Below are 24,570 nucleotides of genomic sequence, written 5' to 3'. Positions count from 1 at the left end.
ACCTCCAGGGGTTGGTATGGTTCAGATAAAAAAAGGCCGCTTGCGGTAACAATGGGCCTGTGTCCAGCAGATGTTGTGGGCCGGGGGCACCGGGTAAAAATGATTTGCAACCTGGATCTTGGGGGGCAAACCGTTGGCGATCGCCGTTACACAGCACCCAAATCAACCATTGGCTCTAGCCTTGAACTCACTCCCCACAACCAGAGGCACAACACTGGGGCGATGCTCACCAACAAATATTTAGGGGCCCAGTGTAAAGGGCGTTGCCATTATTTCCCGACGAACGGCAAATTTAGTGGGGAAGCTCACCTGGGGAAGCTGGGTTTCAAAACTTCCGAGGGCTTGTTTCATGGGCCGTAAAAACTACAAAAATGGTCGATAAATGGCCATCGTATTCAATTGGACACTTTTTCATTATAACATTTTTCTCAGTTTATGTTTTTGGCTGAGTTAGTGATGGCTTGCCGGAGGGAAAGATAATGATTTATTATGGGTGGGACTTTTTATTTAAACGGTTATCTGTGGGGTGAAAGCCCGTCGAAAGGTTAATCTTTCGGGCAAAACTTAATCTTAAATTAAGGTAGTTTTAAGCTCAAAAAATCGATGCATCACAAAGATTCCTGATGCTTTCTGAAGTAATTAAGGTATGAATAGCCGCATTTTAAAGTGATTTTTTGGGGGCGATCGCCGACAAATTGATAGCCGAAAAAATAATTTGATTCTGTCAGGATATATTGATTTATCTCATCGACTCATCAGTTATCTTTGCTGTTTTGCGATCAAAAGATAAGTCATTCGGCAGATGCGAGGATGCATGGGTTGGCAACGGGCGATCGCCCCAGGCACCCGATCCGATGAATTAGTTGTTGTTACGGTTACTTAGATAGTGAATACGGCCTCTCAAATTCAGCTTAGCGAAGCAGACACCCAAATTTTGTTAGATTGGGCAGCCCAAGTGACCCATTCCAATGAAAGTTATTTCCACAAGGGGCAACGCCTCGCCAAACGCTTGGGGGCCCATTACCGGGCGGATGGCCTCACGGAGATCGGTTTCTGGACACCGGAACTGGCAGGGGAAGTGATCCAAACAAACCGCGATATTTTCTTAGAAGTCTTTACCCCCCTCGAAGCGGTGGACTTTAGCGCCCCCAGCCAAACCATTAAGTGCCGCCGGGACTGTGTAGAACTCAAACAACAGGGGGAATTCTGTTGGGGGGTGGTTGCGGGGATGCATCCAGGCACGAGGGAGCAAATGGGCTCTCTGTATTGGTTGCGCTACTGCGATCGCCTCCAGAATGAAATTTCGATCATCCGCGACGTTTTGGCCTATTCTCTGCCCTATGGGGTTTTTGGGCCAGCAGAACTCTACGACATGGACAGCCTCCAGCGGCAACGAACAGACCTTGCCTATTTTGAGGCCCATTCGACCCCCCTCGACCCCGACCAAGCCTCCTGGGAACGGCCGATCCTTGATAATGCCAATGAGGTACTGCCCCGGGTGCCAGCCCCTTTAAATATTTTGCAGGTTCACCTTAAAACAGCCTCCCTCGAAGGAACCCTAGCGGGCCTGACCCAGGTTTACCAGCGCCTCTCGGAAAAGATTGCCGCCGGAGAACCCCTCACCGCTGCCGAACAAAATTATGTCGGTTACGACGCGCTGCAGTTGCTCCCCATTGAACCCACCATTGAATATCGCCTTGAGGGGGACAACCGCCACCACGAATTTTTTGCGATCGCCCCCAATGAAGCTATTGAAACCGGGGAAATGGCCTGTGGCCTCGAAGTAGAAGTCACCCTCCGCAAGGCCAAAACCCAAAATTGGGGCTATGATGTACCGATTTTAGGCTCAGCGGCGACCAACCCAACGATCCTCAGTAGCCTCCGTCCTGATGAATTGGTGGACTTTATCAGTACCCTCCATAATTTTGCGGGGGGGCCGATCCAAATTATTTATGATCTGGTCTATGGCCACGCGGACAATCAATCGTTAGAGCTCCTGAACAATCAGTACCTCAAAGGCCCAAATATGTACGGGCAGGATCTGAACCACCAATTACCCCAGGTGCGGGCGATTCTTTTAGAGTTGCAACGGCGACGCATTAACTCCGGGGCCGACGGCATTCGCATTGATGGCGGGCAAGATTTTCGCTTCTTTAATCCCCTTTCCGGTCGCGTTGAGCAGGACGATGCTTATCTGTTGGCCATGAGTGATGTAATCCAAGATATTGGCGATCGCCAACGGTTACTCTTCACTATTTTTGAGGACGGTCGGCCCTGGCCAGAAGAAGGTTGGGAAAATTCTTCAACCTATCGCGATTTGATCGAATTGCGCCCAGAATCCTACCAATGGGGGCCATTGATTTTTGCCCACAATACACCCACCATCGAAGGGTTTTGGGATTACAAATGGAACCGCATTATTGAAGTAATGTTCCAAGGCGATCGCTGGATCACCGGTTGTGCCAACCACGATACGGTGCGCCGGGGGAACCAAATCGATGCCCAAGCCGCCGCCATTAACTGGCATTTGGGCGCGACCCTCAACGAAGTTATTTTAAATGCCTACGATAATCCGGCGACCACCCTCTGGGTCTATGGCTTTATGCCCGGCCTGCCGATGGATTTTATTAATTCTTTGATGCGGGCACCCTGGGGCTTTTTCCGCAATACTGACGAACTTTATGGGGTCAAAGTCGCGGCGGAGGAAGTGGGCTTTTTGGACTGGCAGATTACCCCAGAATTATTTGCTAAACCCTGGGCCTTTCGGCATCTCAAACAGTTGGGCTTTGAGGATCTAGATTTTCTGAAGCGGTTTATGCGCGCCTTAAACGAGGCGATGATCGTCACAGATTACGATTTACAGAAAACCGCAGATCTGTGCCAACGCTGTATCGGCAATCCCGACGGGGTCTGTGAAGTTAAACCGATGCAAGAAATTGGGGAGTCCGATCACCAGGCTTTCCTCGACCATTTAACGGTGCCGAAACTGAAGACCATTGCCATGGCGTTTATGGAGGATGGCCACGAAACCTGTCGGGTTTCCCATTATCTCGACCGGGTTGATTCCGCCCAGACGAAATTTAACTTAGCCCTGCGGGAATATCGTCGCGCTCACCCTTGGCTGCGGGAAAATCTCCAGGAAGGCGATCGCTTTAATCGTCTCAGTAACGAAGAACACACAATCTTTTACGGTCTGCGCACGGAACCCCTGGCTGAGGAGAACGATCAAACCCCAGAACAAATCGTGATGGTGACCCACATGGGCGGCGAACCAACCACCATTACCCTCGGTGATTGGCTCCAGTTGGATCTTTCTGAATGGCGTGTGGCGATCGCCACCCCTGGTTTAGACATTGGGAAAACAGAAGATGAGCTGAAGATCTTTGAATTAAAAGATAGCCAAGGCCTCATCCTTGAGCGTATTTTTGACGAGTAAAAGCTAATGGTCTTGTTAGATCATTAATCCTAGGACTATCGAATGATGTTGCAAAATCAGAAAAGATAGGTTGCAGATAGTCCATAATGATCTGACAAGTCACGCACCATTGTTCCACCAAACAAATTCAAAAAATCACCTTTCCCTGGCAGTTCATACTGGGAGGTTGTACGAAACTTTGTAAGATCAAGTGTTGTGCGATTCGGTTGAATACTTTCATTACTGACTAATACATAGTCTAGCCATTCAGATGGATCATTTGGATAGCGATATTTTGCGAGATCATTCATGCGAGGATCAAAAGTATAACCCTGGGGAATATTTCCTAAAAACTGAGCATTTAAAGTCTCAAGAGCATTGTCATATTCAGCAGTTTGATAATTAAAGTTCAGGTCACCAGCGATAATGATTGCTTCTCTCCGTGCTTGTGCACCCCCTGTTTTTTGATTAATAAAAGTCTCCAATTGTCTTAATTGATTTGCTCTGACACCGCTATTTTCCGTATCTGCTTGTAGATGAGTCCCAAAAATATGATAGATGATCCCTTCTTTATTAATTTTGGCGTACACAGCCCCCTTATTCGATTGACAATCAAAGCCACTACAATCAGAAAAAATAATCTGGTCAGTTGCCATGATCGGCCAGCGACTTTGCAGATATACCCCACCATCTTCTAGTTTTCCATTATTTGTATCTACTACTTCAGTAGCAGAGGAATACCCCGCTTCTTTTAAACTGCGCGATAAGTTGTTTCGAGCTTCATTATCGAAGGCTTCATTAATGACAATGACATCCCATGGGTTTGAATTACGAATCGCTGTGGCAATTTCTTGGGCGCGGTAATTTTGCATGAGATTGCCTTGGCCGGGAATATTGCGGCTTAAGAGCATTACATTGTAATTGAGAATAGAGAAACTTTTGCTCTCAAGATTATTTGAAAATTCAAGCTGGCAGACAGACATAACCCCTGAAATCGTTGTCCACCAGTGACCAGTCCAGGTTCCTCCTTCTTCCTGAGCGAGTCGGGGACACTTGATATTCGCATCACTTTGATTCCAAATTGGTCCAGCTTCAACGGCACGAGTTGTATTTGCAGTTGCAGGTAAACTCAAAGAAAATAGGAGGCTAATCGTTGAAGTTGTGAAACAGGAAAAGAGAGCAAGTTTGTTAAACATAATTTTTGTCGCTTTGAGTAGTAATTTTGTTGCTTTACTGGGGTGTATTTTGAGGTTGAATTTGACCTAAATAATATTTGATCTGATTACTTTGTGTTTGAGATGCTTACCGTAAAATACTTGATAAGTAAAATAGGCTCCTTGTTTTGAAGCCCTTAGATTACTAATTTGTCAATCGTCATATCCGGTATTAGCGGTAGAAAGAAGTCACAGCATATAGATCGCTCTTCGGCTCGTTATTTTGTCCATAGGAGATCATCTTGCGATAAACATCCAACTGAAGCTGAACATTCCGGGAGGAATCATTGAGATAAACAGACCAGTCGTCGCGTCCTGTTTCCTGGAAGGTGAATGTTACTTGACCATTAGCATTAAACTCTTGCCAAACCCCAGGACTTGTTTCTCGTAGATGACCATTTGCAAATCTCGCTAGGGTGACGTCAGAAGCCGTAATCGGATATAGATCACTTTTCGGCCCGTTATTTTGCCCATAGGAGATCATCTTGCGGTACAAATCTAACTGAAGCTGGACATTCCGGGAGGAATCATTGAGATAAACAGACCAGTCGTCGCGTCCTGTTTCCTGGAAGGTGAATGTTACTTGACCGTTGGCATTGAACTCTTGCCAAACCCCAGGACTTGTTTCTTGCAGATAGCCATTCGCAAATTTGATCAGGGTCCCGGTTACGGCATTCGGTGTAGGAGTTGTTGGGTTTACGGGCGGTGTCGGGTTGGTGGGAGGTGCTGGCGTGGATGGTGTTTGACCAATGGTTTGACCGCCTTGACCAGAGACAACCCAACCTGCTTGCAACCACTTGGGTAAATATTGACGACGAATCGTATTGACTTGGTCAGGATCGAGATGCGTAAACCATTCGTCTTCTAGTGTATCTAAGCCAATTGTTGTAATTGAACCATCTTCGTTGCGCTGAGGGATAACGAGGAAATCACCTGAACTAACGGGACGAATTTGCGCACCAACTTTGCGGATAGCACGACTTTCACCCGTAGAGGAACGATACACCTGTTCAGCATAGGGAACTTCAAACGTTATCTTACGGATGATCGCTGTATGAGCTGGTGCCATAAATGCCCAATTAAATTCCGAAGCGCTCATTTTTTCCTGGGATTCGGAACTTGCTTCATTAATGGAACGTTGCCATTCTGCGCGGGCCTCTGCCCCAAAGGTTCCAGCCACGGTCTCCGGACTTTCATAGGTGATCGAAATTCCAGCGCCGACGGTATTAGTAGTGTCTTTAGAGACAGAAACGCCATCGACCCGACTCCAGCTTTCTGTAATGCGCATTACTTCCTGCTCAAGAGTACCTGGGTTATTGCTGAATTGGGCCAAAGTAATTCTGATCGGGTTATTCACAACGGGGCCAGCAGGCGTAACCGTTACCCTAGGCAGTGCTCCCCCTGTGCGATTGAAGGAGACGGGATCGTAATCTAAAAATTTACGAATTGAGAATTCAGACCATCCGTCTGCATCATCTTTACGATTACAGGTGGTATCACGGTAAACCCGGACATAGTTGGCGGCCCATTTATCGGCTAGCCAGCCATCGACATCAATGGTGACTCTATTGATAAGGCCAATATCTAAGGTTTCATGGACAAATTCATCTAAATCATTATTTTCATGGCTACCTTGCAGTGTGAATTGTTCACTCGTGCCGTTTTCGCCATGCATCGTCATGTAAATAGGATTATCTGTACCAGAGCCGGAATCTGTGTAAGTTTTGACAGAGATACAGTAGGGAATGGTGCTTTGGGCTTGGGCGGGTTGGACTGTGCCCACGAATCCCAGCGTTAGTAAGCTTCCAAGGGCGGCATTTTTGAGGAGGGGAGAGGAATCAAAGTTAAACATAATTCTTAGTCTTTGTAAAAAGTTAGTCAGTTATGAATCAGTTGCAAGGTAGTAGTTATAGAAAAATTTGTCCTATGCAGTTTTTGATGGTTATGAACTGGAATTATTATTAATGAAGCCTCGAAACTACTGCTAAAAGAGAGTTTCAGGAAAATTTCGATTTTAATCGTTGAATATAGACACCACACATAATCTGTCTTATATCCAAAGAAAATTATTAAGATTCAGTGGGAAAAACTTCAAAAAACTTGTATCTTTGCTGAGAGTGCTGAGTCGTTTTATTTAAGCTGAATGCAAGCAAATTCAAGTAATGCCATTACTTTTGCATCCTAAAGCTGCATATTACAGCAAAAAAGTATTCTGTTTTACAAAACAGCTTGCATTGAAATATTTCTTATGAACTTTTCCGAATCTTGAGGCCTAACTTTGACAATTTCTCCATTGAAAAATCTGTTATTTTCACCGCCGTTTCTTCATCGACTTGAAGTGTGTTCTGTTATAGATTCCCCCCATCAATCCAGAGCAGACCGTAATGAAATACGGCCAAATATAGTCGGTTGAAGAAAGTGGCTTCAACCCCGAACAAAGGGAGCATCAAGACAAAAGTGGCAGCTTTCATAGTTATGATTTTGGGGCTTCGTTAGCTAGAGGGATGCACTCGCCTTTTTATGTTGGGAGATGAGAGCCAGAGTTGTGGCGATCGCCAAACAAACCACCCCGATCAAGCCCTGCAAACGGTTTGCTTCTGCTGGTACCCACTGGGACAAAACCATCCCCGCAAGGCCAGAAATTCCAAAAAAGATGCCGATGCCCAAGCCAGCCCAATCCCCCGGAATTGTCTTAAAAATGTAGGGTAAAGTGCCGTTTCTGACGGTCGCCAAGGCCCAGGCCCAGAGCAGAGCAATAACCACATAACCGCCATCCTGGGCGGGCGCCCCCAACAGCAGCAAGAGAATGACGGTCAACCAACCAAAGGCAACACCCAAGAGGGGATATCGCTGCCACCGGAGCGTTAGCCAACCTACAGGAATCGCCAAAATCGCCACCAGCAAATTTAAGCCTTGGCCGACACTGATCCCTAACGTCAGCGGAATTGAACCAAATAAATCGAGCCACCGCTGTAAAACAATTGCACTCCCCCACGTGAGGGCGATCGCCATGAGGACTGTTTGTACAAAACCCAGCCAGGGTAAGGGGCTTGGGGTTGGTGCTTCCTCAATTAGGGGCGCAGCAGGCTTCGGTAAAACCAACCCTAAACACAAAGAGGCGATTAACAACGTCACTGATCCCGCGAGGAAAGCCGGTAAAGCTCCCACCGCTAACAATCCATTTTGAATACTCGGTTTCAGAACGCCCATCACTCCGATCACCATCGTCAGCACAGAGATGGCGAGGGGCAACTCGGCGCGGCTGGGGGTACTTTTGAGCAGTAGCACGTAAATCGGGGTACGAAACATCGTCATCGCCAAGGCCCAAGCAATGGCAACTGCGGGCAACACCCACCGCAATGGCAGTTGCAGCGCCCCCAAGATTGGCAGGCCAATGAAAATAGCCGCCGCTAAAATCACCCCCAAACTGATTAAAGGCAACCGACTCCCTAAAAAACGCTGTTGGCGATCGCTCAAAGCCCCAAATACCGGTTCCATCACCACCGCCAGTAAAACCTCTACCGTCAGCAGTTGCGCCGTAAAATCCTCTGAGAATCCCCACCCGCCCAACAACGTACCGAGATAGGCACGATAGGCAATCCACATTAAAGAGATCGCTGCCTGGATTGCGGCGATCGCCATTACCCGTCGCCAAAGAATATTGTTCTGTTTGGTTGCCATAAACTTGTTCTATGCCGCCACAATTTTTTTCACCATAGCGAAGAACGTTTAGCCCGCTATAAAAGTCTTACATCTTGCAATCTTGCGATAAAAAACTAAGCTATCCCAACCAATCTAGAGAACAAAAAATCAAGTATTTATTTACAGGATCAATCCTGTTTTATTTGGCTGGACTGGATAGGCGATCGCCCGCTTGGAGTTTGCGGCGGATCTCAGCGTGAAACCCTTGGGTAATCGGATAAAAATAAGCCAAGATCAATCCCCCGATGAGCAACACCGTCCCCAAAGGGCCAATCACCAACCGAATCACCCAGAGGGCAGAATCTGGCTGTACCGCCGGGGGACTCCCCGGAACCCGCTCAATGTAGCCCGCCCAATCAAGGGCTTTGCCGACAATGTAAATCCCAAAGGCAATGCCGAGCTTTTGGAGCATCACCATAAACGCATAGAAAACCCCTTCCCGTCGCTGCCCGGTGCGCAACTCATCGAGTTCGATCACGTCCGGCAACATCGACCAGGGAATCAAATAGGCCGTTGAAACCCCCAGGCCCGCCATAAATCCCAACAAAAACAGCCATTTTTCTTGACCCGGTTGCAGGAAAAATAACCCTGCCTGGGCGACAATCCAGAACCCCATGCCCAGGGCATAAACGGTGCGTTTACCCCAACGGCGACTGAGGCGACTCCAGACAAATAACATCAGTAGGGCTGTTCCCTGCACCACTAGGGCAAACTGGGTGAAGACAAAATCCGAAAGCCCCAGCCAACTCACCACAAAGTATTGCATCACCACCGCCGTAAGTTGCGCCCCCAGCCAGGAACAGAGATAAATGCCCATCACCAGCAGAAACGGGCGATTATTAAAAACAATCTGTAGTTGCTGCACCAAGGATAAACGGGGTTGGTGGCGCTGTTGGTGCTGTTGGCGATACTGCTCCATAAACTGCACCCGCTGCCACGTACCACGCACACACCAATACATACTGCCAAGGGCGATCGCCGCTGTGATTACCGCCAGCACAAGATAACGCTGGGACACCACCGGCACCACCCGAAAAACTCCCTGGGCCAGGGCCAACGCCAAAATACTGCTTCCAATGGCAAAGGTAAACCGAAAACTATTGAGTTGAGTGCGCTCATTATAATCAGACGTCAACTCTGGGGTGAGGGCGACGTAGGGTAAGAAAATCACCGTGTAGGCCGTATTGAAAATCAGCGCCAAGGTAATGTAATAGATCAACAACCACTGGGTATTTGTTGTGGGAATTCCCCACATAGCCACAAAGCACAACGCAAACGGAACCACCCCAAAGATCATCCAGGGAAAACGCCGGCCCCAGCGAGAAGTGGTGTGATCGCTCAACCAGCCCACAACAGGATCACTAATGGCATCCATTACCTTGCCCACCATCAGAATTAAGGCACTTTTATCCGGTGGTAAACCCGCCACATCCGTAAAGAAAAATAAGACAAAAAAGACCAGGATATTCCCAGTCATAGAAACACCAACAGTGCCTGCACCATAGGCCAGTTGGGTACTCAGTTTGAGGGGAGCGAGGGCCTGATGGGGCGGGTTAGAAGACGGATTGGACATTAACAAGTTCACGCAACAGTCTAAAAACTAACACTATTTGCCCAGAGCCGATGCCCTTGATGGTGTTTTAGCCACTTTACTGGGCAGTGTAAAATGAGATTATCCTAAGCAATAATGCCCATGCCTGAAAGTGGAACCAGTGAAAAACTAGACCGAATTGAAGCTACTTTGGAAAAATTGGGTTCTGAAATCAGTTCCCTTGGCGATAAGGTCGGCAAGTTAGATGGTGATGTGCGGATTATTAATGACCGCGTCGATACATACCAAAAAGCCTCTACCCAAGTCGTTAACCTTGCTTTTAGCCTGATTGTGGCGGCAACATTGGCGATTATTATTCCGATCATCTTTGGCAGATAATCCAAGGCGATCGCCACAGTCAAAAAAATTTTCTATCCCATAATTGGGAACACTGCATCGATCAACTTTATTGTGACAAACTAGCTTTGGAATTTTTTGTCACTAAGATCAGCATAGTAAAATGGCGACTGTAGCAAGCACGGGTAAATTGTCAATTACAGTTTTGCCCTAAGGTTCGCGTGAATATTTCACCCCCCATTCAACTTGTCGAAGCCCCCACCCAAGCTTTATTGACCTGGGCTAAGGCGATCGCCACGGGCACCCCAGACCCATTTCAGCGGGGGCAACAACTGAGTCAGAAATTGGGCGCAACCTATGGCAGTGATGGCCTAACCCAAATAGGATTCTGGATTCCGGAGGTGGGCGATCGCCCCGTTTACCTCGAAATTTTTACGCCCATGGAGGCAATCGATTTTCGCCTTGCCGATCAAGTCATTCCGTTCCGTCGGGAGGTGCTAGAACTGCCGCGCCAAGGGGAATTTGCCTGGGGTGTTGTGGCGGGTCTCAAGGCTGGTACCCGTACCCAAGCGGGATCGTTTTACTGGTTGCGCAGTGGTGAACAGATTGTCCGCGATGTCTTTGCCCACTCCCTCCCCTACGGTGTGTTTGCGCCAGCCGAGCTCTACGACATAGCCCAACTGGAGCGAGACAGGGCCGACCGCGACTATTTTCACCAGGAAACTTGGGTCACACCGCCCCGCAATATTTTGCAAATCCATGTCGGCACTGCCTCCTCCACCGGCACCCTAGCCGGACTCACACGCATTTACCGTGACCTCGCCCGCAAATTGGCCAATAGCCAACCCCTCACCGCCGCTGAAAAAAACTATGTGGGCTTTGATGCGATTGAACTTTTACCCATTGAACCCACGGTGGAATTTCGCCCTGCAGAAAACGAAACAATCCATGCTTTTTGGCAAATTAGGGCGATCGCCAACCAAGAAGTGCAAGTCCACTTGAAAAAACCAGACACCCAAAATTGGGGCTACGACGATCTGATTTTAGGGGCAGCGGCCACCAGTCCCGCCCTCCTCAGTACCCTCAGACCCGCCGAAGTTGTGGATTTTATTGGCACGCTCCACACCGCCTTTGCCCGCCCGATCCAGATTATTTTTGACCTGGTTTATGGGCATATCCATCACCAAGCCCTGGGATTAATTAATGCGCAATTTTTCCGGGGCGCAAATATGTATGGCCATGATACAAATCAGCAAAATCCGATGGTTCGGGCTGTCCTCCTGGAGTTGCAGCGGCGAAAAATTAATTTAGGCGCTGATGGGATTCGGGTGGATGGGGGTCAAGATTTTCAAGTGTCCGACGCCATTTCCGGCCAACTAGACTATGACAATGATTTCCTGCTGAAGATGGCTGCGGTACCCCAAACCGTTGGCACGGCGACCCGCGAGCTGTACACCATTTATGAAGATGGTCGCCCCTGGCCCAATGTCGGTTGGGAAGATATGGCTACCCATTTGGATTTAATTTACCTAAAGCCCGATTGTTTTCAGTGGAGTCCGTTGATCTTCGAGCATAATACGCCCACGTTACAGGGATTTTGGCAACGGGAATGGCGGGATGTGTGCAAAATTATGGCCCATGGCGATCGCTGGGTGACCGGTTGTGCCAACCATGACACGGTACGCAAGGGCAACCACATTAATACCGTCGCAATTCGCATTAATGAATATTTAGGGGATTCTTTGCCGGAAATTTTACAAAATGCCTACGATAATCCAGCAACCCAACTGTGGATCCACGGCTTTAGTCCAGGGATTCCGATGGATTTTTTAAATGCATTGATGCATACCCCCTGGGGCTTTTTTCGGAATACAGATGATCAATATGCCGTCAAAATCATGGCGGACGAAATTGGCTTTCTCTATTGGCAAATTACGCCGGAAATTTACCGACAATCCTGGGCATTTCGGCGGTTTAAAACCATGGGCTTTTATGATCTCTCGTTAATGCGGCAGTTCTTTAAGACAGTGGAACAGGCCATTGAAGCGATTGGCTATGATCTACCAAAGCTGGCGATTTTTCTGCAAACCGAATTAGAACCACAATTTGATTTTTTAAAGCCGATTACCATTGCCAACCTGAAGGAAATAGCGATCGCCTTTATGGAGGATGGCCACGAGGCTTGTCGGGTCTCCCATTATTGTGGATCGGTACCGGATGAGCGGGCGAGCTTTAATTTACGCTTGCGGCAATATCGCCAGGCCCAGCCTTGGCTGCGAAATCATCTCGATCCTGCAAGGGGCGATCGCCTGCACCATTGGTCGGATCACCAACGCACCATTTTCTACGGCAGGCGCACCAATCCCGACACCCAGCAGCGGCTTGTGTTAGTGGCGCACATGGCCGGGGCTCCGAAGACCGTTGAGATTGGCAAATGGCTCGCCCTGGATTTGGATCGTTGGCAGTTGGCGATCGCCACACCGACTTTGAAGCTCAACACCATCCATGACTTAGCCCAAATTCACCTGCACAATGGCGAAGGTTTTCTGTTATCTGAAATCCCTCCCTAAATGATATCTTTTGAGCCTAAAAACACACTTTTTTACCTAATTTAACCCACTTAAAAAACCTTATTTAATAATGACCATGGCCCATCAAAAATACATTCTTGCGTTAGACCTCGGCACCACTGGTAATCGTGCCCTTTTGTTTAACCACAAAGGCGATATTGTTGCCCAAGCCTATAAAGAATTAACCCAATATTATCCCCAGCCCGGTTGGGTCGAACATGATGCGACGGAAATTTGGAACGACACCAAAGCCGTCATGCAACAGGTCGTCAACAATAGCAGCATTGAAACCCAGGATATCGCGGCGATCGGCCTGACGGTGCAGCGGGAAACCTGTGTCCTCTGGGATAAAACCACTGGCAAACCACTTCATAAAGCAATTGTCTGGCAGGATCGGCGGACGGCTCCCCTCTGTCAAACCCTCAGTGCGGCAGGCAAAGCGGCAGAAATTTACGATAAAACGGGCTTGGTGTTGGATGCTTATTTTTCGGCAACGAAACTGAATTGGTTATTAAGCTGGGCTAAGGAAAATAGTGCCATTAACCCCAATAATGTCCTCGCTGGAACCATTGACACCTGGGCCTTGTGGAACCTCACGGGAGGCAAAGTCCACGCCACAGATCACAGCAACGCCAGCCGGACAATGTTGCTCAATCTCAACCAAAAAGATTGGGATCCGGATTTGTTGGATTTATTCGATATTCCCCGCCAGATGATGCCAACGGTGCAGTCGAGCCTAGGGGAATTTGGCAAAACCGATCCAAGTTTATTGGGGGCGGCAATTCCGATCACCGCCATCTTTGGGGATCAACAGGCGGCCCTCTATGCCCATGGTTGCGATCGCCCCGGCTTATTGAAATGCACCTATGGCACAGGAGCGTTTTTGGTGGCGCACACGGGCGACGAGATTAAACGCTCCAAGCATAAGCTCCTAACGACCATCGCCTGCACCCAAGCCCATCACGATGGCACAAATCTCGATATTGGCTATGCCCTCGAAGGGAGTATGTTCACCGCTGGGGCTTGTATCCAATGGTTGCGCGATGGCCTACAAATTATCGAAACGGCGGCGGAAACGAATGATCTTGCCCAAGGGGTGAACGATAACGGCGGCGCTTATTTTGTCCCTGCCCTGAGTGGCCTGGGAGCGCCCCACTGGGATATGAGTGCCAGGGGCGCATTTCTCGGTTTAACGAGAGGCGTCAAAAAAGAACACATGGTGCGGGCTGTCCTAGAGGCGATCGCCTACCAAGCCAAAGAAGTAGTCGAAGCAATTAACCAAGATTCTGGTACCCCGATCCAAGAATTAAAAGTCGATGGCGGCGCGTGCAATAACGACTTTCTGATGCAATTCCAAGCCGATGTATTGGGCATTCCCGTGGAACGTCCCGCGGTGCTGGATGCCACGGCCCAGGGAGCCGCCTTTGCCGCCGGATTGGCCGTTGGCTTTTGGGATGATTACCAAACCCTGGTGCAAAACCGCAAGATTGATTACGTTTTTAAACCCAGTGCCAACGCCTCCCAAGCCCAAGCCCATTTCAAAGTCTGGCAAAAAGCCGTTGAACGAGCGAAAAACTGGGCCTAATCCCTTCCGCCTACAATAAGTCCCCCTTCATAAGGGGGATTTAGGGGGATGTCCCCGACATCAATCGTAAAACTATCGAATTTAACAAAGAATTTATGACTGCTTTACTACTCCATGATCAACACTATTCCCTTGATCATGAAGCCTTCCTTTCAACCCTCAGCAACACAGAAAATTTACTCATTATTCAGGATCTTGATGGCGTTTGCATGGGGTTAGTCAAAGACCCCTTAACCCGCAAAATTGATCCTGACTATATTCGTGCCACGCGTAAGTTTAAAGATCACTTTTTTGTCCTCACCAACGGTGAACATGAAGGCAGAAGGGGAGTAAATCGCATCGTCGAACGGGCATTTCGCAATGTTGAAGCCAAAGATGAAACAAGCTATTTACCCGGTTTAGCGGCGGGGGGCGTGCAGTGGCAGACGGATAACGGTCAAATTTCCCATCCCGGTGTCAGCCAGGCAGAGCTAGATTTTCTTGGGACAGTACCAGATTTGATTGGTCAATGTTTAGGGCAATTTTTTACTCAATACGCTGATATTTTCCCCACTGAGCTTCAACCTGAGCTGATCCATGCTTCTGTTTTAGATAATCTCGTTTCGCCAACGGCAAATTTAAACGTCCTGGCCGAATATTTAGGCGATCGCCTGGAGATTTACCAAGACCTCCAGCGCACTATGGAAACCCTGATGAATGATTTGCTAGAAAAAGCTGGCCAACAGGGTTTAGACAATAGTTTTTTCGTGCACTATGCGCCCAATTTAGGCAGAGATAATGTGGGGAAAGAAATTGTTCGCTTTGCCACAGCCAAGGATTCTGGCACCACAGATTTTCAGTTTATGGTGCGCGGTGCCGTCAAAGAAGCGGGAGTTTTAGTGCTGCTGAATTATTACTATGCCCAACGCACGAGCCACTATCCCCTAGGGGAAACCTTTAACGCTCGCCAAGCGCCCCAAAACCACGAGGAACTATTGCAACTGGTGCAAGACAATTTTGATCCGCAATTGATGCCATTAATCGTTGGCGTCGGCGATACGGTCACAAGTCACACCGAAGGCGATCAAGTTCGACGGGGGGGGAGCGATCGCCTTTTTCTTCAGCTTGTGCAAGACATTGGTAAATGGGCAAACAGCGGCAATTTAGTTGTTTATATCGACAGCTCCCAGGGGGAATTAAAAAATCGGATTCCTTTAAAACTGGGGACAATCAATGGTCAAACCCAAGTGATTGAGGGCATCACCGATCCGGCTGATCCGTTACAAATTAACGTTGCTTTTCCGGGAGGGTTTGAACAATACACCGCCCTCTTTCAGCAGGCCGCCGCAAACCGATCTGGAACATAGTTGAAGTTAATTTAAGCCTCAGACAAGCTCACTATAATGGCAGTAGTAGCCCACCGGTGGAAGTTTAGGCAATGGACATGACCCTTCCTTTAGAGTTGAACCTTGAAAATTGCAATTTCAGCGACGAACAATTTTTTCAACTCTGCCAGCAAAATAAAAATTTCCGTTTTGAGCGGAATGCCCAAGGAGATTTAGCAATTATGTCCCCCACTGGTGGCGAAACTAGCGAACGTAATGCCAGCCTCACTGCACAATTATGGCTCTGGAATCACCAATACAAACTGGGTAAAACATTTGATTCTTCTGGGGGATTTATTTTGCCCAATGGGGCGATGCGATCGCCTGATGCCGCCTGGATTTCCTTGGTGCGCTGGGAAGCCCTCGCACCGGAAGTAAAGACGAGGTTTTTACCCCTCTGTCCAGATTTTGTTGTGGAGCTATTGTCACCGACGGATTCCCTAGCCCGCACCCAAGCCAAATTACAGGAATTTATCGACAATGGGTCGCGGTTGGGTTGGCTAATTAATCGTCAAAATCGGCAAGTTGAGGTGTATCGCAGCGGCCAACCCGTAGAAATCCTAGAGCAACCTGAGTTTCTCGATGGTGAAACTGTCTTACCGAATTTTCAGTTGGATTTAAGCACCATTTGGTAAGCGTTGATTTCGTCCAAAACTTAGTCCAACTGCCGCCCGGTGAGTTCGACGAAAATATCCTCGAGGTTGGATTCCCGCACCATCATGCTGGTTTTATCGGGCAAGTTGTCGAGATAATGTTCTGCCTCTTGGAGGGTCGGGAAAAATTTGTATTCCCAGCGATCGCCTTTTTGTTTGACGACTAAACCTTTGCCATGTTTTGCCTGGAGTTCCTCGAAAGTGCCCTCATCGATCAGGCGGCCCGCTTCCATAATGCCAATGCGATCGCAGAGGGTAGCAGCTTCCTCCATGTAGTGGGTGGTGAGGAGAATCGTCATGCCATTTTTGTTGAGGTCACGAATAATTTCCCAGAGACGACGGCGGGTTTGGGGATCCAGGCCAACGGTGGGTTCATCGAGAAAGAGAATTTTGGGTTCATGCAACAGAGCACGGGCGATCTGGACACGGCGTTTCATCCCCCCCGATAGGGTTTTCACCAGAGCATCGCGGCGATCGCTCAGTTCTACATACTCCAGAGACTGACGAATTAACCGTTGCCGACGAGGGTTGGGGATATGGTGTAGGCGGCCATGGAACTCTAGATTTTCCCAAACAGTGAGATCCACATCCACACTCATCTGTTGCAACACCACGCCAATATTGCGTTTGGCATGGGCGCGATTTTGCATCACATCTTCCCCAGCAATGGAAATTTTGCCGCTTGTGGGTTCGGTGAGGGTGATCAACATCCGGATCGTGGTGGATTTCCCCGCCCCGTTTGGCCCCAACAGACCGTACATTTCCCCAGCTTGAATCGCAAAGGAAAGCTCATTGACCACCGGGACTTTACTAAAAACCTTGGTGACTTTATCGAGGGAAACCGCCGCAGATGTCATGGAATTTGTAACTGTTTGTAAAGTTTACTGTCCCCATTATGCCCTGTCGCGCTGTTACTTTTTACCGTGGGAGAAGTGATTAGAGGATTTTTCCGCGATGCAATCGAGATTTTTTCAGCCGTCCGCACATCCCCTAATCTTCGGCCATCGGGGGGTTGTGACCGATCACCAAGAAAATACCATGGCGGGTTTCCAAAAGGCGATCGCCTTAGGTTTAGACGGCGTTGAACTCGATACTTTCCTCACAAAGGATGGCAAATTGGTGGTTTTCCATGACCTCTATACCAAGCGGCTGACGGGGGTCACAGGGAAAATTACCGAAATGACCTGGCCAGAGATCCAAACCCTGCGCATTAAAGATTCCCTCAAAATCGGCAAACAAACCTACACCTATCCCCAACCCGAAAAAATTCCTCTCCTTGAAGATGTGTTGAGCGAACTGCGGGGCAAATTGTTAATCAATATCGAGATGAAAGCCCCCCGCCTCAACCTCCAGCAACGGAAAACAGGCATTGCCGTCGCCCAATTGATCGAAAAAATGGGGCTGCAACAGGAAGCATTTGTTACCTCCTTTAGTATTTGGGCTTTGATCTGGCTGAAGCTCACCCATCACCCCATTGAAACAGGTATTCTCTACTCGCCTTTGGTGACCAAAAATTTCTTCATTCGCAAATTTACCGAAAGTCATATTTTAGAAAAAATCCTCGATGCCAGCTTAGTCAGTCTCAACGTTAATCTATTTAAAAAACAAACCATTCAGCGACTCCATCAACACCAATTAGCCGTCGGCGCTTGGACGATCTTTTCACCACCCCATAAAAGTCAAAACCCGAAAAAATTGGCCCAAGAATTAGCTCAGATTGATCGCCTTGTAGAACAAAACATTGATTATTTCATTACCGATCATCCCCGTCACCTCCAGCAGCATCTCCAGCAGCAACCGCAACCAATGGCTCAGCTCCTAGACAGCGGCGAAGTATTTTAAAGACGCAACCAAGACCAAACCAACCGATGACTTTTCGCCCTTTTACTCAGTTAATTCTCAAGACACATCTTCAACCAGCAGCAGTACGACAAAGATTAGCCGATGCCATTCAAAATCACATTGTTCGAGGTACCGTCAGCCAAAACACATTTGAAATTCGACGTGTGATCCATTACACAAATTCTTTTCTGCCGATCATGAAAGGTAAAATCAAGTCCACAGGGGAAGGAAGCATTATTAAAGTGACAATGGCCCCGCATATTTTAATAATCTGCTTCATGGTTGGCTGGCTGGGTTTTGCTTCTGGATTGTTAGCGATCGCCGCTTTTCATTTACTAGAATTATCTATTGTTCTAATCGGTTTTATTCCCGTGGGGATGCTTATTTTCGGCTATATTTTTGTCACGGCAGCATTTAAGTTTGAGGCACGCCAATCAATATTATGTTTGCGCCAACTATTGGCAATCGCATAGGTCACCAGCGGACAAACGGTGTGCTCACGCCTAAAATAAAGGGCTTACGTTTACAAAAGATGAGCGTCGTATTGTCATGGCTTCGCCCCGATTCCCCTATCAACCACAATTGGAACCCGATGTTGTTACTGCTTGGTATGAGGGGGTTTGTCCGGCCACTAAACAACTTTGTCGTCTCCCCCGCACCAAAAATGCTGAGGCGATCGCCCGCGAATTAATGGTGGAACTGAGGGAAAATCCGGATTTTAGTTGGGAAGGGAAAATGTACGGGGTATTGCTAGCAGAAACGGCCACCGGGCAACGGGTATTTCTCAAGGCATTTTCGGGACTGCTCAAAGGCGAAAAAGTCCTTCCCGGTTGGGTGCCGCCGATGGATGGGGGCGATCGCCTGATTTTAGAAGAGCAAGAAATTCTCGCCCAGTTACGGCAGATCCGCCGGGAAATCCAACGCCTAGAAACCCTACCAGAACGAAAAACTTACCAAACGTTGCAGCAACAATGGCAAACAAAAATCGCGCAGTTTAATCAAGAACGTCGTCAGAAAAAACAGGTACGCCGCCAAAAACGCGAGGTTTACCAGACCCATTTAACAGGAGCCGAATTAGCGCAAGCGATCGCCGCCCTTGAAGAAGAAAGTCGCCAGGAAAGCAACCACAAACGCGATCTCAAACAGGCCAGGGATCAAGAGATTAATCCTCTCGCTGCGATGATTCACCAGGCCGATCAAGACTTACAAAACCTCCGCCAGCGCCGCAAAACCCTGTCGCGCACCCTCCAAAAACGGATGCACCAGGTCTATCACCTCAAAAATTTTCAAGGAGAATCAAAGGCGATCGCCGATTTATTTCCCACTGGTTTACCCACCGGTACCGGCGATTGTTGTGCGCCCAAACTCCTCAACTACGCTGCGAAACAGAACCTTAAACCCTTGGCCATGGCCGAGTTTTGGTGGGGGAAAAACAGCCCTGACAAACAAGTAGGCGAATTCTATTTAGCTTGTGAAGAGCGCTGCCAACCGATCCTCGGCTTTTTGCTTTCGGGCTTGGGGGGAAAGTCGTTTCAAGATATTTTGACAACCCCTGAAATTCCCCTAGAAATCATCTACGAAGACCACAGCCTAATTGCCATCCACAAACCTGCTGGTCTCCCCTCGATTCCAGGGCGCAGTAGCCAGACCTATGACAGTGCCTTTTCCCGATTGCGCCGCGATTATCAAGATATTTTCCTTGTCCATCGCCTCGACCAAGATACATCCGGAATTCTTTTATTTGCCAAAAATGCTGAAACCCAACAGAATCTGCAAACCCAGTTTCGCCGCCGCAAAATTCATAAGGAATACGAAGCCCTCCTAGAGGAAAAAATTCAGCATCCAGAAGGAATGATTACCCTTCCCCTCTGGGCAGACCCTGGCGATCGCCCCCGGCAAAAAGTAGATGCGCAACGGGGCAAACCCAGCGAAACCTATTTCGTTCAATTAGATTCCCATCGCCTCAAACTCAAGCCAATTACAGGCCGCACCCACCAACTCCGGGTCCATTGCGCCCACCCCGACGGGTTAAATAATCCGATCCTTGGCGATCGCCTCTATGGTAACCGGGCCGTCCCCCGTCTACATCTCCAGGCCACAGCCTTAACTTTTATGCACCCCGAAACCAAAAACCCACACACAATCCAGAGCGCCCCAGAATTTTAACGTTTGTATCATCAGAAGAAACATTCTGAAAGCCGGATGGCATACTTTTTGAACTCTTTACATTTTTCTAAAAAAATTAATGGAATAATGAAAGAAAACTAGGGTTTAAGCCAAACCAATGTTTTAACGTGCGTAATTCTCATCATTTCAATGCCATCCTGCCAGGGGTAATTCCAAAGCCAATGTGGTGAACTTAAGCATTATGATTCAAGATTCTTATCTGCAGCACCGAGGCGATATTTTAATTGTTGATGATGTTCCCGAAAACCTACAACTTCTTTCAGAAATTTTGGTTGAAAAGGGCCACGAAGTGCGACAGGTAATCAATGGCAAACAAGCCCTCAAAGCAGTGGCAGCGGATCCCCCTGATTTGATCCTGCTGGATATTAAAATGCCCATCTTAGATGGTTATGGCGTTTGCCAACGACTAAAGGCTAATCCAGACACCGCCAAAATTCCCATTATTTTCATCAGTGCTTTAAATGATGTTTTCGATAAGGTGAAGGCTTTTTCCTTAGGGGGCGTTGACTATATCAATAAGCCCTTTGATATGTATGAGGTGCTTGTGCGCGTTGAAAATCAACTTAAGATTTTGCGTAATGCCCAGGAGCTTGAAGAAAAAAATAACCAGTTAGCCCAGATCAACCAAGATCTAAAATCCTTTAACTATATGGTTTCCCATGATTTACGGCGGCCATTAACGAAATTGTTAGGATTTTGTGACTTGCTCTTGGGTGATGTTGATACCTTTGACGAAGAGACCTTAGAAACATTAGATATTATTGCAAATTCTGCTAAGGAAATGAATCATATCATCTCTGACTTGATGCGCCTTGCAGAAATTAAAGAAAAGCAATTAACCCTTGAGAGGATTAATTTAAGTGAAATTGCCATAGAAATTATTCAGGATCTCCAAGGTGAAACCCCTGATCGAGCCATAGAAATTAAAATCGAACCGGATGTGATTATCCTAGGCGATCGCCCGCTCCTTAAGATGGCCTTTGAAAACCTATTTGAAAATGCCTGGAAATACACCAGCAAGGTCAAAAATCCTCAAATAAAATTTTATAAAATCGATTCTCAAACCTACTGCCTAGAAGATAATGGTGTTGGTTTTACCGCAGAACATTTAGAAGAGATTTTTTTGCCATTTAAGCGACTCCACACCCAATCTGAATTTGAAGGAACGGGAGTTGGTTTAGCAATTGTTAGACGTATTATCGAAGTGCATCGGGGACAGATCTGGGCCGAAACACGGGGTAATCAAGGGGCTAAATTTTGTTTTACTTTTGGTTTTGATCTACCCCAAACAAATACTTAGAAAATATTCTGTAAATCACAAAACAGTGTTTAGAAAATTAGCTTATTAAAAATCAATAAATAACATCGATTTTACCTCATTAATTTAGTTAAAGCAGCCCGAAAAATTGATAATTAGATCTTAATCTTGTTGGGGCATGGATTAATTTCACTGTATTTTCTATGGCTTCTTGATTTCTTGCCTACAATGGGGAAAGAGTTACAGATTTTTGAAACAGCTATGAGTTCTGCGAGCACAACTGTCTACAGCGATCGCCAAATCACGGCTTGGTTACGGGGACTACTGACCATTGCCTGGGCCGACGGTCATTTTGATGCCGAAGAGCAAGAGCTTATTACGCGACTGACCCAGGACGAACTCGCCCCCCACAGTAGCCTAGGGGACTTAGAACCGATTACAGGTCAAGAGTTGGCGGCTGACCTCGGAGAAGATCTCAATATCCGCGAAAATTTTCTCCGGACAGCGGTAATGATGGCGATCGCCGATGGGGTCTATTCCATTGTTGAAGCCGATCAAATCAAAGCCTTTGGGAAAGCCCTTGGGGTAGATCTCAGCGCCCTCCATAACCTTGAAAAAACCCTCTACGACCCCGAAACTGTCACCACCGAAACCCCCCAACCAGAAGTTCACCTTGATGCCCTTAAACCAATCCGCAACTGGCTCGATGGCATGGACATCGACGATCCCCGCGTGGCCCGCTTCATCTGTAAAATGGTGCCGCCCCAATGCCCCTTTGAGCGGGATATCAAGCTATTTGGCAAAAAAATTGTCCATATTCCGCCAATGTGCAAACTCAATCCCCTCTATGAACAATTGGTCGGCCTCCGCTTCCGTTCCTTATCTTATTTAGCCGATGACTGTGACGAAGACATTTCCGAATTTATTTGACCCGACCGCAAGGGATTCGGGACTCACGAGTTGTAAAGTTATGTAAAAACACGGTTTCATAGAAGATATTCTCAACTCGTTAGGAAAGCATTTTGACGCATTACAGCAACGTTCTTGACCCGATTCCCTCTACACCACCACAACCTAATCCCCGTCCCCACAACTATTCTCGACTGACTCGCCTCAGCTATGCCACTGGCCCAGTTTGGATTATCCTTTGTCATCTCGGCATGGCGATCGCCTTTTTTACAGGTCTCAGTTGGGGAGCTATCCTTTGGATTGTCTTTTGGTACTGGCTGAGAATGCTCGGCACCACTGCCATCTACCACCGTCTCCTGACCCACAAAGCCTACCAAGCTTCCCCCTGGGTGAAATGGATCGGCAGTTTTATTACTGCTTCGGCGGGGCAAATGGGGCCGAGTTGGTGGAAAGCTCACCACGAAGATCACCATCGGTTTAGCGACCATCCCGGCGATCCCCACAGCTCCAAAGAGGGGTTTTGGTGGGCCCATTACCGCTGGCTCATTTCTCCCAATACCTTCCCGAAAAAATTGCCCGCTGACATTGAGCGAGATCCAATCCTGAAACTGATTGATCGCTTCCATTTTGTGCCCCTCATTGCCCTAGGCGCATTGTCCTATGGGGTCGGCGGCCTGGAATATCTGGCCGCATTTTTTATCAGCACCACTCTCCTATTTCATGGTGTCGCTTTCGTGAATTCCGTTTGTCACAAATGGGGCGATCGCCCTTTCCAGACCACCGATCACAGCCGTAATAATAGTTGGGTTGCCGTCCTTGCCCTTGGGGAAGGTTGGCACAATCTGCACCATGCCTTTGGTTGGTCGGTACGCCACGGAATCACGATTCAAAAAGGTAAGGTGAAATACCTACCGGACTTTACCTATTCTTTTATTCGTCTCCTGGAGCGCATGGGATTAGCCAGTAAGCTAAAACAACCCACCGTTACCGATCTACAAAACGCGGCCAATCCCTAGATTTTCTCCAAAGGGAAATATCTATTCCGGGTTCTGGCAATACCAATCAATAGTCTCCTGTAAACCCTGCCGTAAACCAATCGCTGCCTCGAAACCAAATTTCTCTTTGGCTTTCTGGGTATCTAGGCAACGGCGGGGTTGTCCATTGGGTTTATCTGTTTCCCAGATAATCTCTCCGTCAAAGGCCATTAGTTCACAAATTAGCTCAACCAAATCCTTAATAGAAATTTCTGTATTGGTTCCTAGATTGATGGGGGCTGCCTCATTATATTTTTGCGTTGCTAAAACGATGCCCTGGGCCGCATCCGTTGCGTGGAGAAATTCCCGTGTTGGGCTGCCATCTCCCCAAACCTTGAGCTGTTTAACACCATCCCGTTGCGCTTCATAAACCTTACGGATTAAAGCGGGGATCACATGGGAACTTTCCGGCTTGAAATTATCCCCAGGGCCGTAGAGGTTTACCGGGAGTAGATAAATGCCATTGAAACCATATTGCAGGCGGTAGGCTTCTAGTTGCACGAGGAGTGCTTTTTTGGCGATGCCGTAGGGGGCATTGGTTTCTTCGGGATAGCCTGCCCAAAGATCCTCTTCTTTGAAAGGTACAGGGGTAAATTTCGGGTAAGCGCAAATCGTCCCGACACAGACAAATTTTTCGACCCCCGTTTCGTAGGCACTGTGGATTAGCTGGGTACCCATCATTAAATTGTCATAAAAAAGTTCAGCGGGTTTCTCGCGGTTGAGGCCAATCCCCCCCACGTGGGCCGCCAGGTGAATAACGATATCCTGACCTTGGACTGCTTGCTGACAGGCTTCGAGACGACGCAGATCACAACTGGAAGAACGGGGGACGGTAATATTTCCTAGTTGAGCACCGGCTTGGATCAATTGGTGAATTACCTGTTGACCGAGGAAGCCAGCGCCGCCAGTGACAAGGACTTTTTTCTGGGAAAGATTAATCATGGGTAGG

19 protein-coding genes are annotated in these 24,570 nt (G+C 47.9%); 13 read left to right on the top strand and 6 right to left on the bottom strand.

What is annotated here, in order from left to right:
* Positions 1 to 99 precede the first annotated feature (99 nt).
* Together FEK30_RS03900 and gghA (FEK30_RS03895) are read left to right on the top strand one after the other, a co-directional pair.
* Entirely contained in the window at positions 100 to 360 is a 261-nt protein-coding gene (locus tag FEK30_RS03900; protein WP_138071926.1) for a hypothetical protein, read from the top strand.
* A gap of 526 nt (positions 361 to 886) precedes the next feature.
* Positions 887 to 3,436 (top strand): glucosylglycerol hydrolase, encoded by a 2,550-nt coding sequence (gene gghA / locus FEK30_RS03895; protein WP_181445677.1) that lies wholly within the window; start codon positions 887 to 889, stop codon positions 3,434 to 3,436.
* 56 nt (positions 3,437 to 3,492) lie between these two features.
* On the opposite strand, the gene FEK30_RS03890 is transcribed toward gghA (FEK30_RS03895), so the two are convergent.
* The 4 genes from FEK30_RS03890 to FEK30_RS03875 form a co-directional block, all read right to left on the bottom strand.
* A complete protein-coding gene (locus tag FEK30_RS03890; RefSeq protein ID WP_138071922.1) occupies positions 3,493 to 4,611 on the bottom strand; it encodes a mannan-binding protein in 1,119 nt (372 codons plus the stop codon).
* Positions 4,612 to 4,801: 190 nt separating this feature from the next.
* Positions 4,802 to 6,481 carry a PLAT/LH2 domain-containing protein gene (locus FEK30_RS03885; RefSeq protein ID WP_138071920.1) on the bottom strand — a complete coding sequence of 560 codons (1,680 nt, stop codon included), beginning with the start codon at positions 6,479 to 6,481 and terminating at the stop codon, positions 4,802 to 4,804.
* Positions 6,482 to 7,125: 644 nt separating this feature from the next.
* Positions 7,126 to 8,310 carry an MFS transporter gene (locus tag FEK30_RS03880; protein WP_138071918.1) on the bottom strand — a complete coding sequence of 395 codons (1,185 nt, stop codon included), beginning with the start codon at positions 8,308 to 8,310 and terminating at the stop codon, positions 7,126 to 7,128.
* Between the two features lie 160 nt (positions 8,311 to 8,470).
* Entirely contained in the window at positions 8,471 to 9,904 is a 1,434-nt protein-coding gene (locus FEK30_RS03875) for an MFS transporter (protein ID WP_012308431.1), read from the bottom strand.
* A 114-nt stretch (positions 9,905 to 10,018) separates the two neighbouring features.
* On the opposite strand from FEK30_RS03875, the gene FEK30_RS03870 reads away from it, so the two are divergent.
* The 5 genes from FEK30_RS03870 (at position 10,019) to FEK30_RS03850 (ending at position 16,373) form a co-directional block, all read left to right on the top strand.
* Positions 10,019 to 10,261, top strand: coding sequence for a ssr2422 family thylakoid membrane protein (locus FEK30_RS03870; protein ID WP_083500730.1), 243 nt, complete (start codon positions 10,019 to 10,021; stop codon positions 10,259 to 10,261).
* 179 nt (positions 10,262 to 10,440) lie between these two features.
* Positions 10,441 to 12,789: a glucosylglycerol hydrolase gene (gene gghA, locus FEK30_RS03865; protein ID WP_138071916.1), complete on the top strand. Its 2,349-nt coding sequence runs from the start codon at positions 10,441 to 10,443 to the stop codon at positions 12,787 to 12,789.
* A gap of 76 nt (positions 12,790 to 12,865) precedes the next feature.
* Positions 12,866 to 14,374, top strand: a complete 1,509-nt coding sequence (gene glpK, locus FEK30_RS03860; protein ID WP_030007700.1) for a glycerol kinase GlpK — start codon at positions 12,866 to 12,868, stop codon at positions 14,372 to 14,374.
* Positions 14,375 to 14,469: 95 nt separating this feature from the next.
* The gene (stpA, locus tag FEK30_RS03855) at positions 14,470 to 15,720 is read left to right on the top strand and encodes a glucosylglycerol 3-phosphatase (RefSeq protein WP_138071914.1); all 1,251 of its coding nucleotides are present in this window, start codon (positions 14,470 to 14,472) and stop codon (positions 15,718 to 15,720) included.
* 77 nt (positions 15,721 to 15,797) lie between these two features.
* Positions 15,798 to 16,373, top strand: coding sequence for a Uma2 family endonuclease (locus FEK30_RS03850; RefSeq protein ID WP_138071912.1), 576 nt, complete (start codon positions 15,798 to 15,800; stop codon positions 16,371 to 16,373).
* A 20-nt stretch (positions 16,374 to 16,393) separates the two neighbouring features.
* Here the strand turns inward: FEK30_RS03850 and ccmA are convergent, their stop codons facing one another.
* Positions 16,394 to 17,248, bottom strand: a complete 855-nt coding sequence (gene ccmA / locus FEK30_RS03845) for a heme ABC exporter ATP-binding protein CcmA (RefSeq protein ID WP_012308426.1) — start codon at positions 17,246 to 17,248, stop codon at positions 16,394 to 16,396.
* 97 nt (positions 17,249 to 17,345) lie between these two features.
* Between ccmA and FEK30_RS03840 the strand changes: the two genes are divergently transcribed.
* From FEK30_RS03840 to FEK30_RS03815, 6 genes are all read left to right on the top strand, one after another.
* On the top strand, positions 17,346 to 18,233 hold the full coding sequence (locus tag FEK30_RS03840) for a glycerophosphodiester phosphodiesterase (protein WP_138071910.1): 888 nt from the start codon (positions 17,346 to 17,348) through the stop codon (positions 18,231 to 18,233).
* Between the two features lie 26 nt (positions 18,234 to 18,259).
* Entirely contained in the window at positions 18,260 to 18,706 is a 447-nt protein-coding gene (locus FEK30_RS03835; protein ID WP_138071908.1) for a hypothetical protein, read from the top strand.
* A 76-nt stretch (positions 18,707 to 18,782) separates the two neighbouring features.
* Complete coding sequence (locus FEK30_RS03830) at positions 18,783 to 20,399, top strand: RluA family pseudouridine synthase (protein WP_138071906.1); 1,617 nt, start codon at positions 18,783 to 18,785, stop codon at positions 20,397 to 20,399.
* Positions 20,400 to 20,601: 202 nt separating this feature from the next.
* Complete coding sequence (locus FEK30_RS03825) at positions 20,602 to 21,720, top strand: response regulator (protein ID WP_138071903.1); 1,119 nt, start codon at positions 20,602 to 20,604, stop codon at positions 21,718 to 21,720.
* A gap of 219 nt (positions 21,721 to 21,939) precedes the next feature.
* Positions 21,940 to 22,608 (top strand): Mo-dependent nitrogenase C-terminal domain-containing protein, encoded by a 669-nt coding sequence (locus FEK30_RS03820; RefSeq protein ID WP_065711749.1) that lies wholly within the window; start codon positions 21,940 to 21,942, stop codon positions 22,606 to 22,608.
* 92 nt (positions 22,609 to 22,700) lie between these two features.
* The gene (locus FEK30_RS03815; RefSeq protein WP_138071901.1) at positions 22,701 to 23,603 is read left to right on the top strand and encodes an acyl-CoA desaturase; all 903 of its coding nucleotides are present in this window, start codon (positions 22,701 to 22,703) and stop codon (positions 23,601 to 23,603) included.
* Between the two features lie 21 nt (positions 23,604 to 23,624).
* Here FEK30_RS03815 and FEK30_RS03810 read toward each other — a convergent pair whose 3' ends face one another.
* Positions 23,625 to 24,563, bottom strand: coding sequence for a GDP-L-fucose synthase family protein (locus FEK30_RS03810; RefSeq protein ID WP_138071899.1), 939 nt, complete (start codon positions 24,561 to 24,563; stop codon positions 23,625 to 23,627).
* Between the last annotated feature and the right edge of the window lie 7 nt (positions 24,564 to 24,570).

This window comes from Picosynechococcus sp. PCC 11901, assembly GCF_005577135.1.
Lineage (GTDB): Bacteria > Cyanobacteriota > Cyanobacteriia > Cyanobacteriales > MRBY01 > MRBY01.
Note: the sequence above shows the minus strand (reverse complement) of the source record. Positions and strands in the feature narration are given on the sequence as shown.

What these genes read in the sequence shown, in the direction of transcription:
- FEK30_RS03900 (WP_138071926.1), top strand. Translation starts at nt 100, where the DNA reads ATGATTTGCAACCTGGATCTTGGGGGGCAAACCGTTGGCGATCGCCGT.
- FEK30_RS03890 (WP_138071922.1), bottom strand. Translation starts at nt 4,611, where the DNA reads ATGTTTAACAAACTTGCTCTCTTTTCCTGTTTCACAACTTCAACGATT.
- FEK30_RS03885 (WP_138071920.1), bottom strand. Translation starts at nt 6,481, where the DNA reads ATGTTTAACTTTGATTCCTCTCCCCTCCTCAAAAATGCCGCCCTTGGA.
- FEK30_RS03880 (WP_138071918.1), bottom strand. Translation starts at nt 8,310, where the DNA reads ATGGCAACCAAACAGAACAATATTCTTTGGCGACGGGTAATGGCGATC.
- FEK30_RS03875 (WP_012308431.1), bottom strand. Translation starts at nt 9,904, where the DNA reads ATGTCCAATCCGTCTTCTAACCCGCCCCATCAGGCCCTCGCTCCCCTC.
- FEK30_RS03870 (WP_083500730.1), top strand. Translation starts at nt 10,019, where the DNA reads ATGCCCATGCCTGAAAGTGGAACCAGTGAAAAACTAGACCGAATTGAA.
- glpK (WP_030007700.1), top strand. Translation starts at nt 12,866, where the DNA reads ATGGCCCATCAAAAATACATTCTTGCGTTAGACCTCGGCACCACTGGT.
- stpA (WP_138071914.1), top strand. Translation starts at nt 14,470, where the DNA reads ATGACTGCTTTACTACTCCATGATCAACACTATTCCCTTGATCATGAA.
- FEK30_RS03850 (WP_138071912.1), top strand. Translation starts at nt 15,798, where the DNA reads ATGACCCTTCCTTTAGAGTTGAACCTTGAAAATTGCAATTTCAGCGAC.
- ccmA (WP_012308426.1), bottom strand. Translation starts at nt 17,248, where the DNA reads ATGACATCTGCGGCGGTTTCCCTCGATAAAGTCACCAAGGTTTTTAGT.
- FEK30_RS03840 (WP_138071910.1), top strand. Translation starts at nt 17,346, where the DNA reads ATGCAATCGAGATTTTTTCAGCCGTCCGCACATCCCCTAATCTTCGGC.
- FEK30_RS03835 (WP_138071908.1), top strand. Translation starts at nt 18,260, where the DNA reads ATGACTTTTCGCCCTTTTACTCAGTTAATTCTCAAGACACATCTTCAA.
- FEK30_RS03830 (WP_138071906.1), top strand. Translation starts at nt 18,783, where the DNA reads ATGGCTTCGCCCCGATTCCCCTATCAACCACAATTGGAACCCGATGTT.
- FEK30_RS03825 (WP_138071903.1), top strand. Translation starts at nt 20,602, where the DNA reads ATGATTCAAGATTCTTATCTGCAGCACCGAGGCGATATTTTAATTGTT.
- FEK30_RS03820 (WP_065711749.1), top strand. Translation starts at nt 21,940, where the DNA reads ATGAGTTCTGCGAGCACAACTGTCTACAGCGATCGCCAAATCACGGCT.
- FEK30_RS03810 (WP_138071899.1), bottom strand. Translation starts at nt 24,563, where the DNA reads ATGATTAATCTTTCCCAGAAAAAAGTCCTTGTCACTGGCGGCGCTGGC.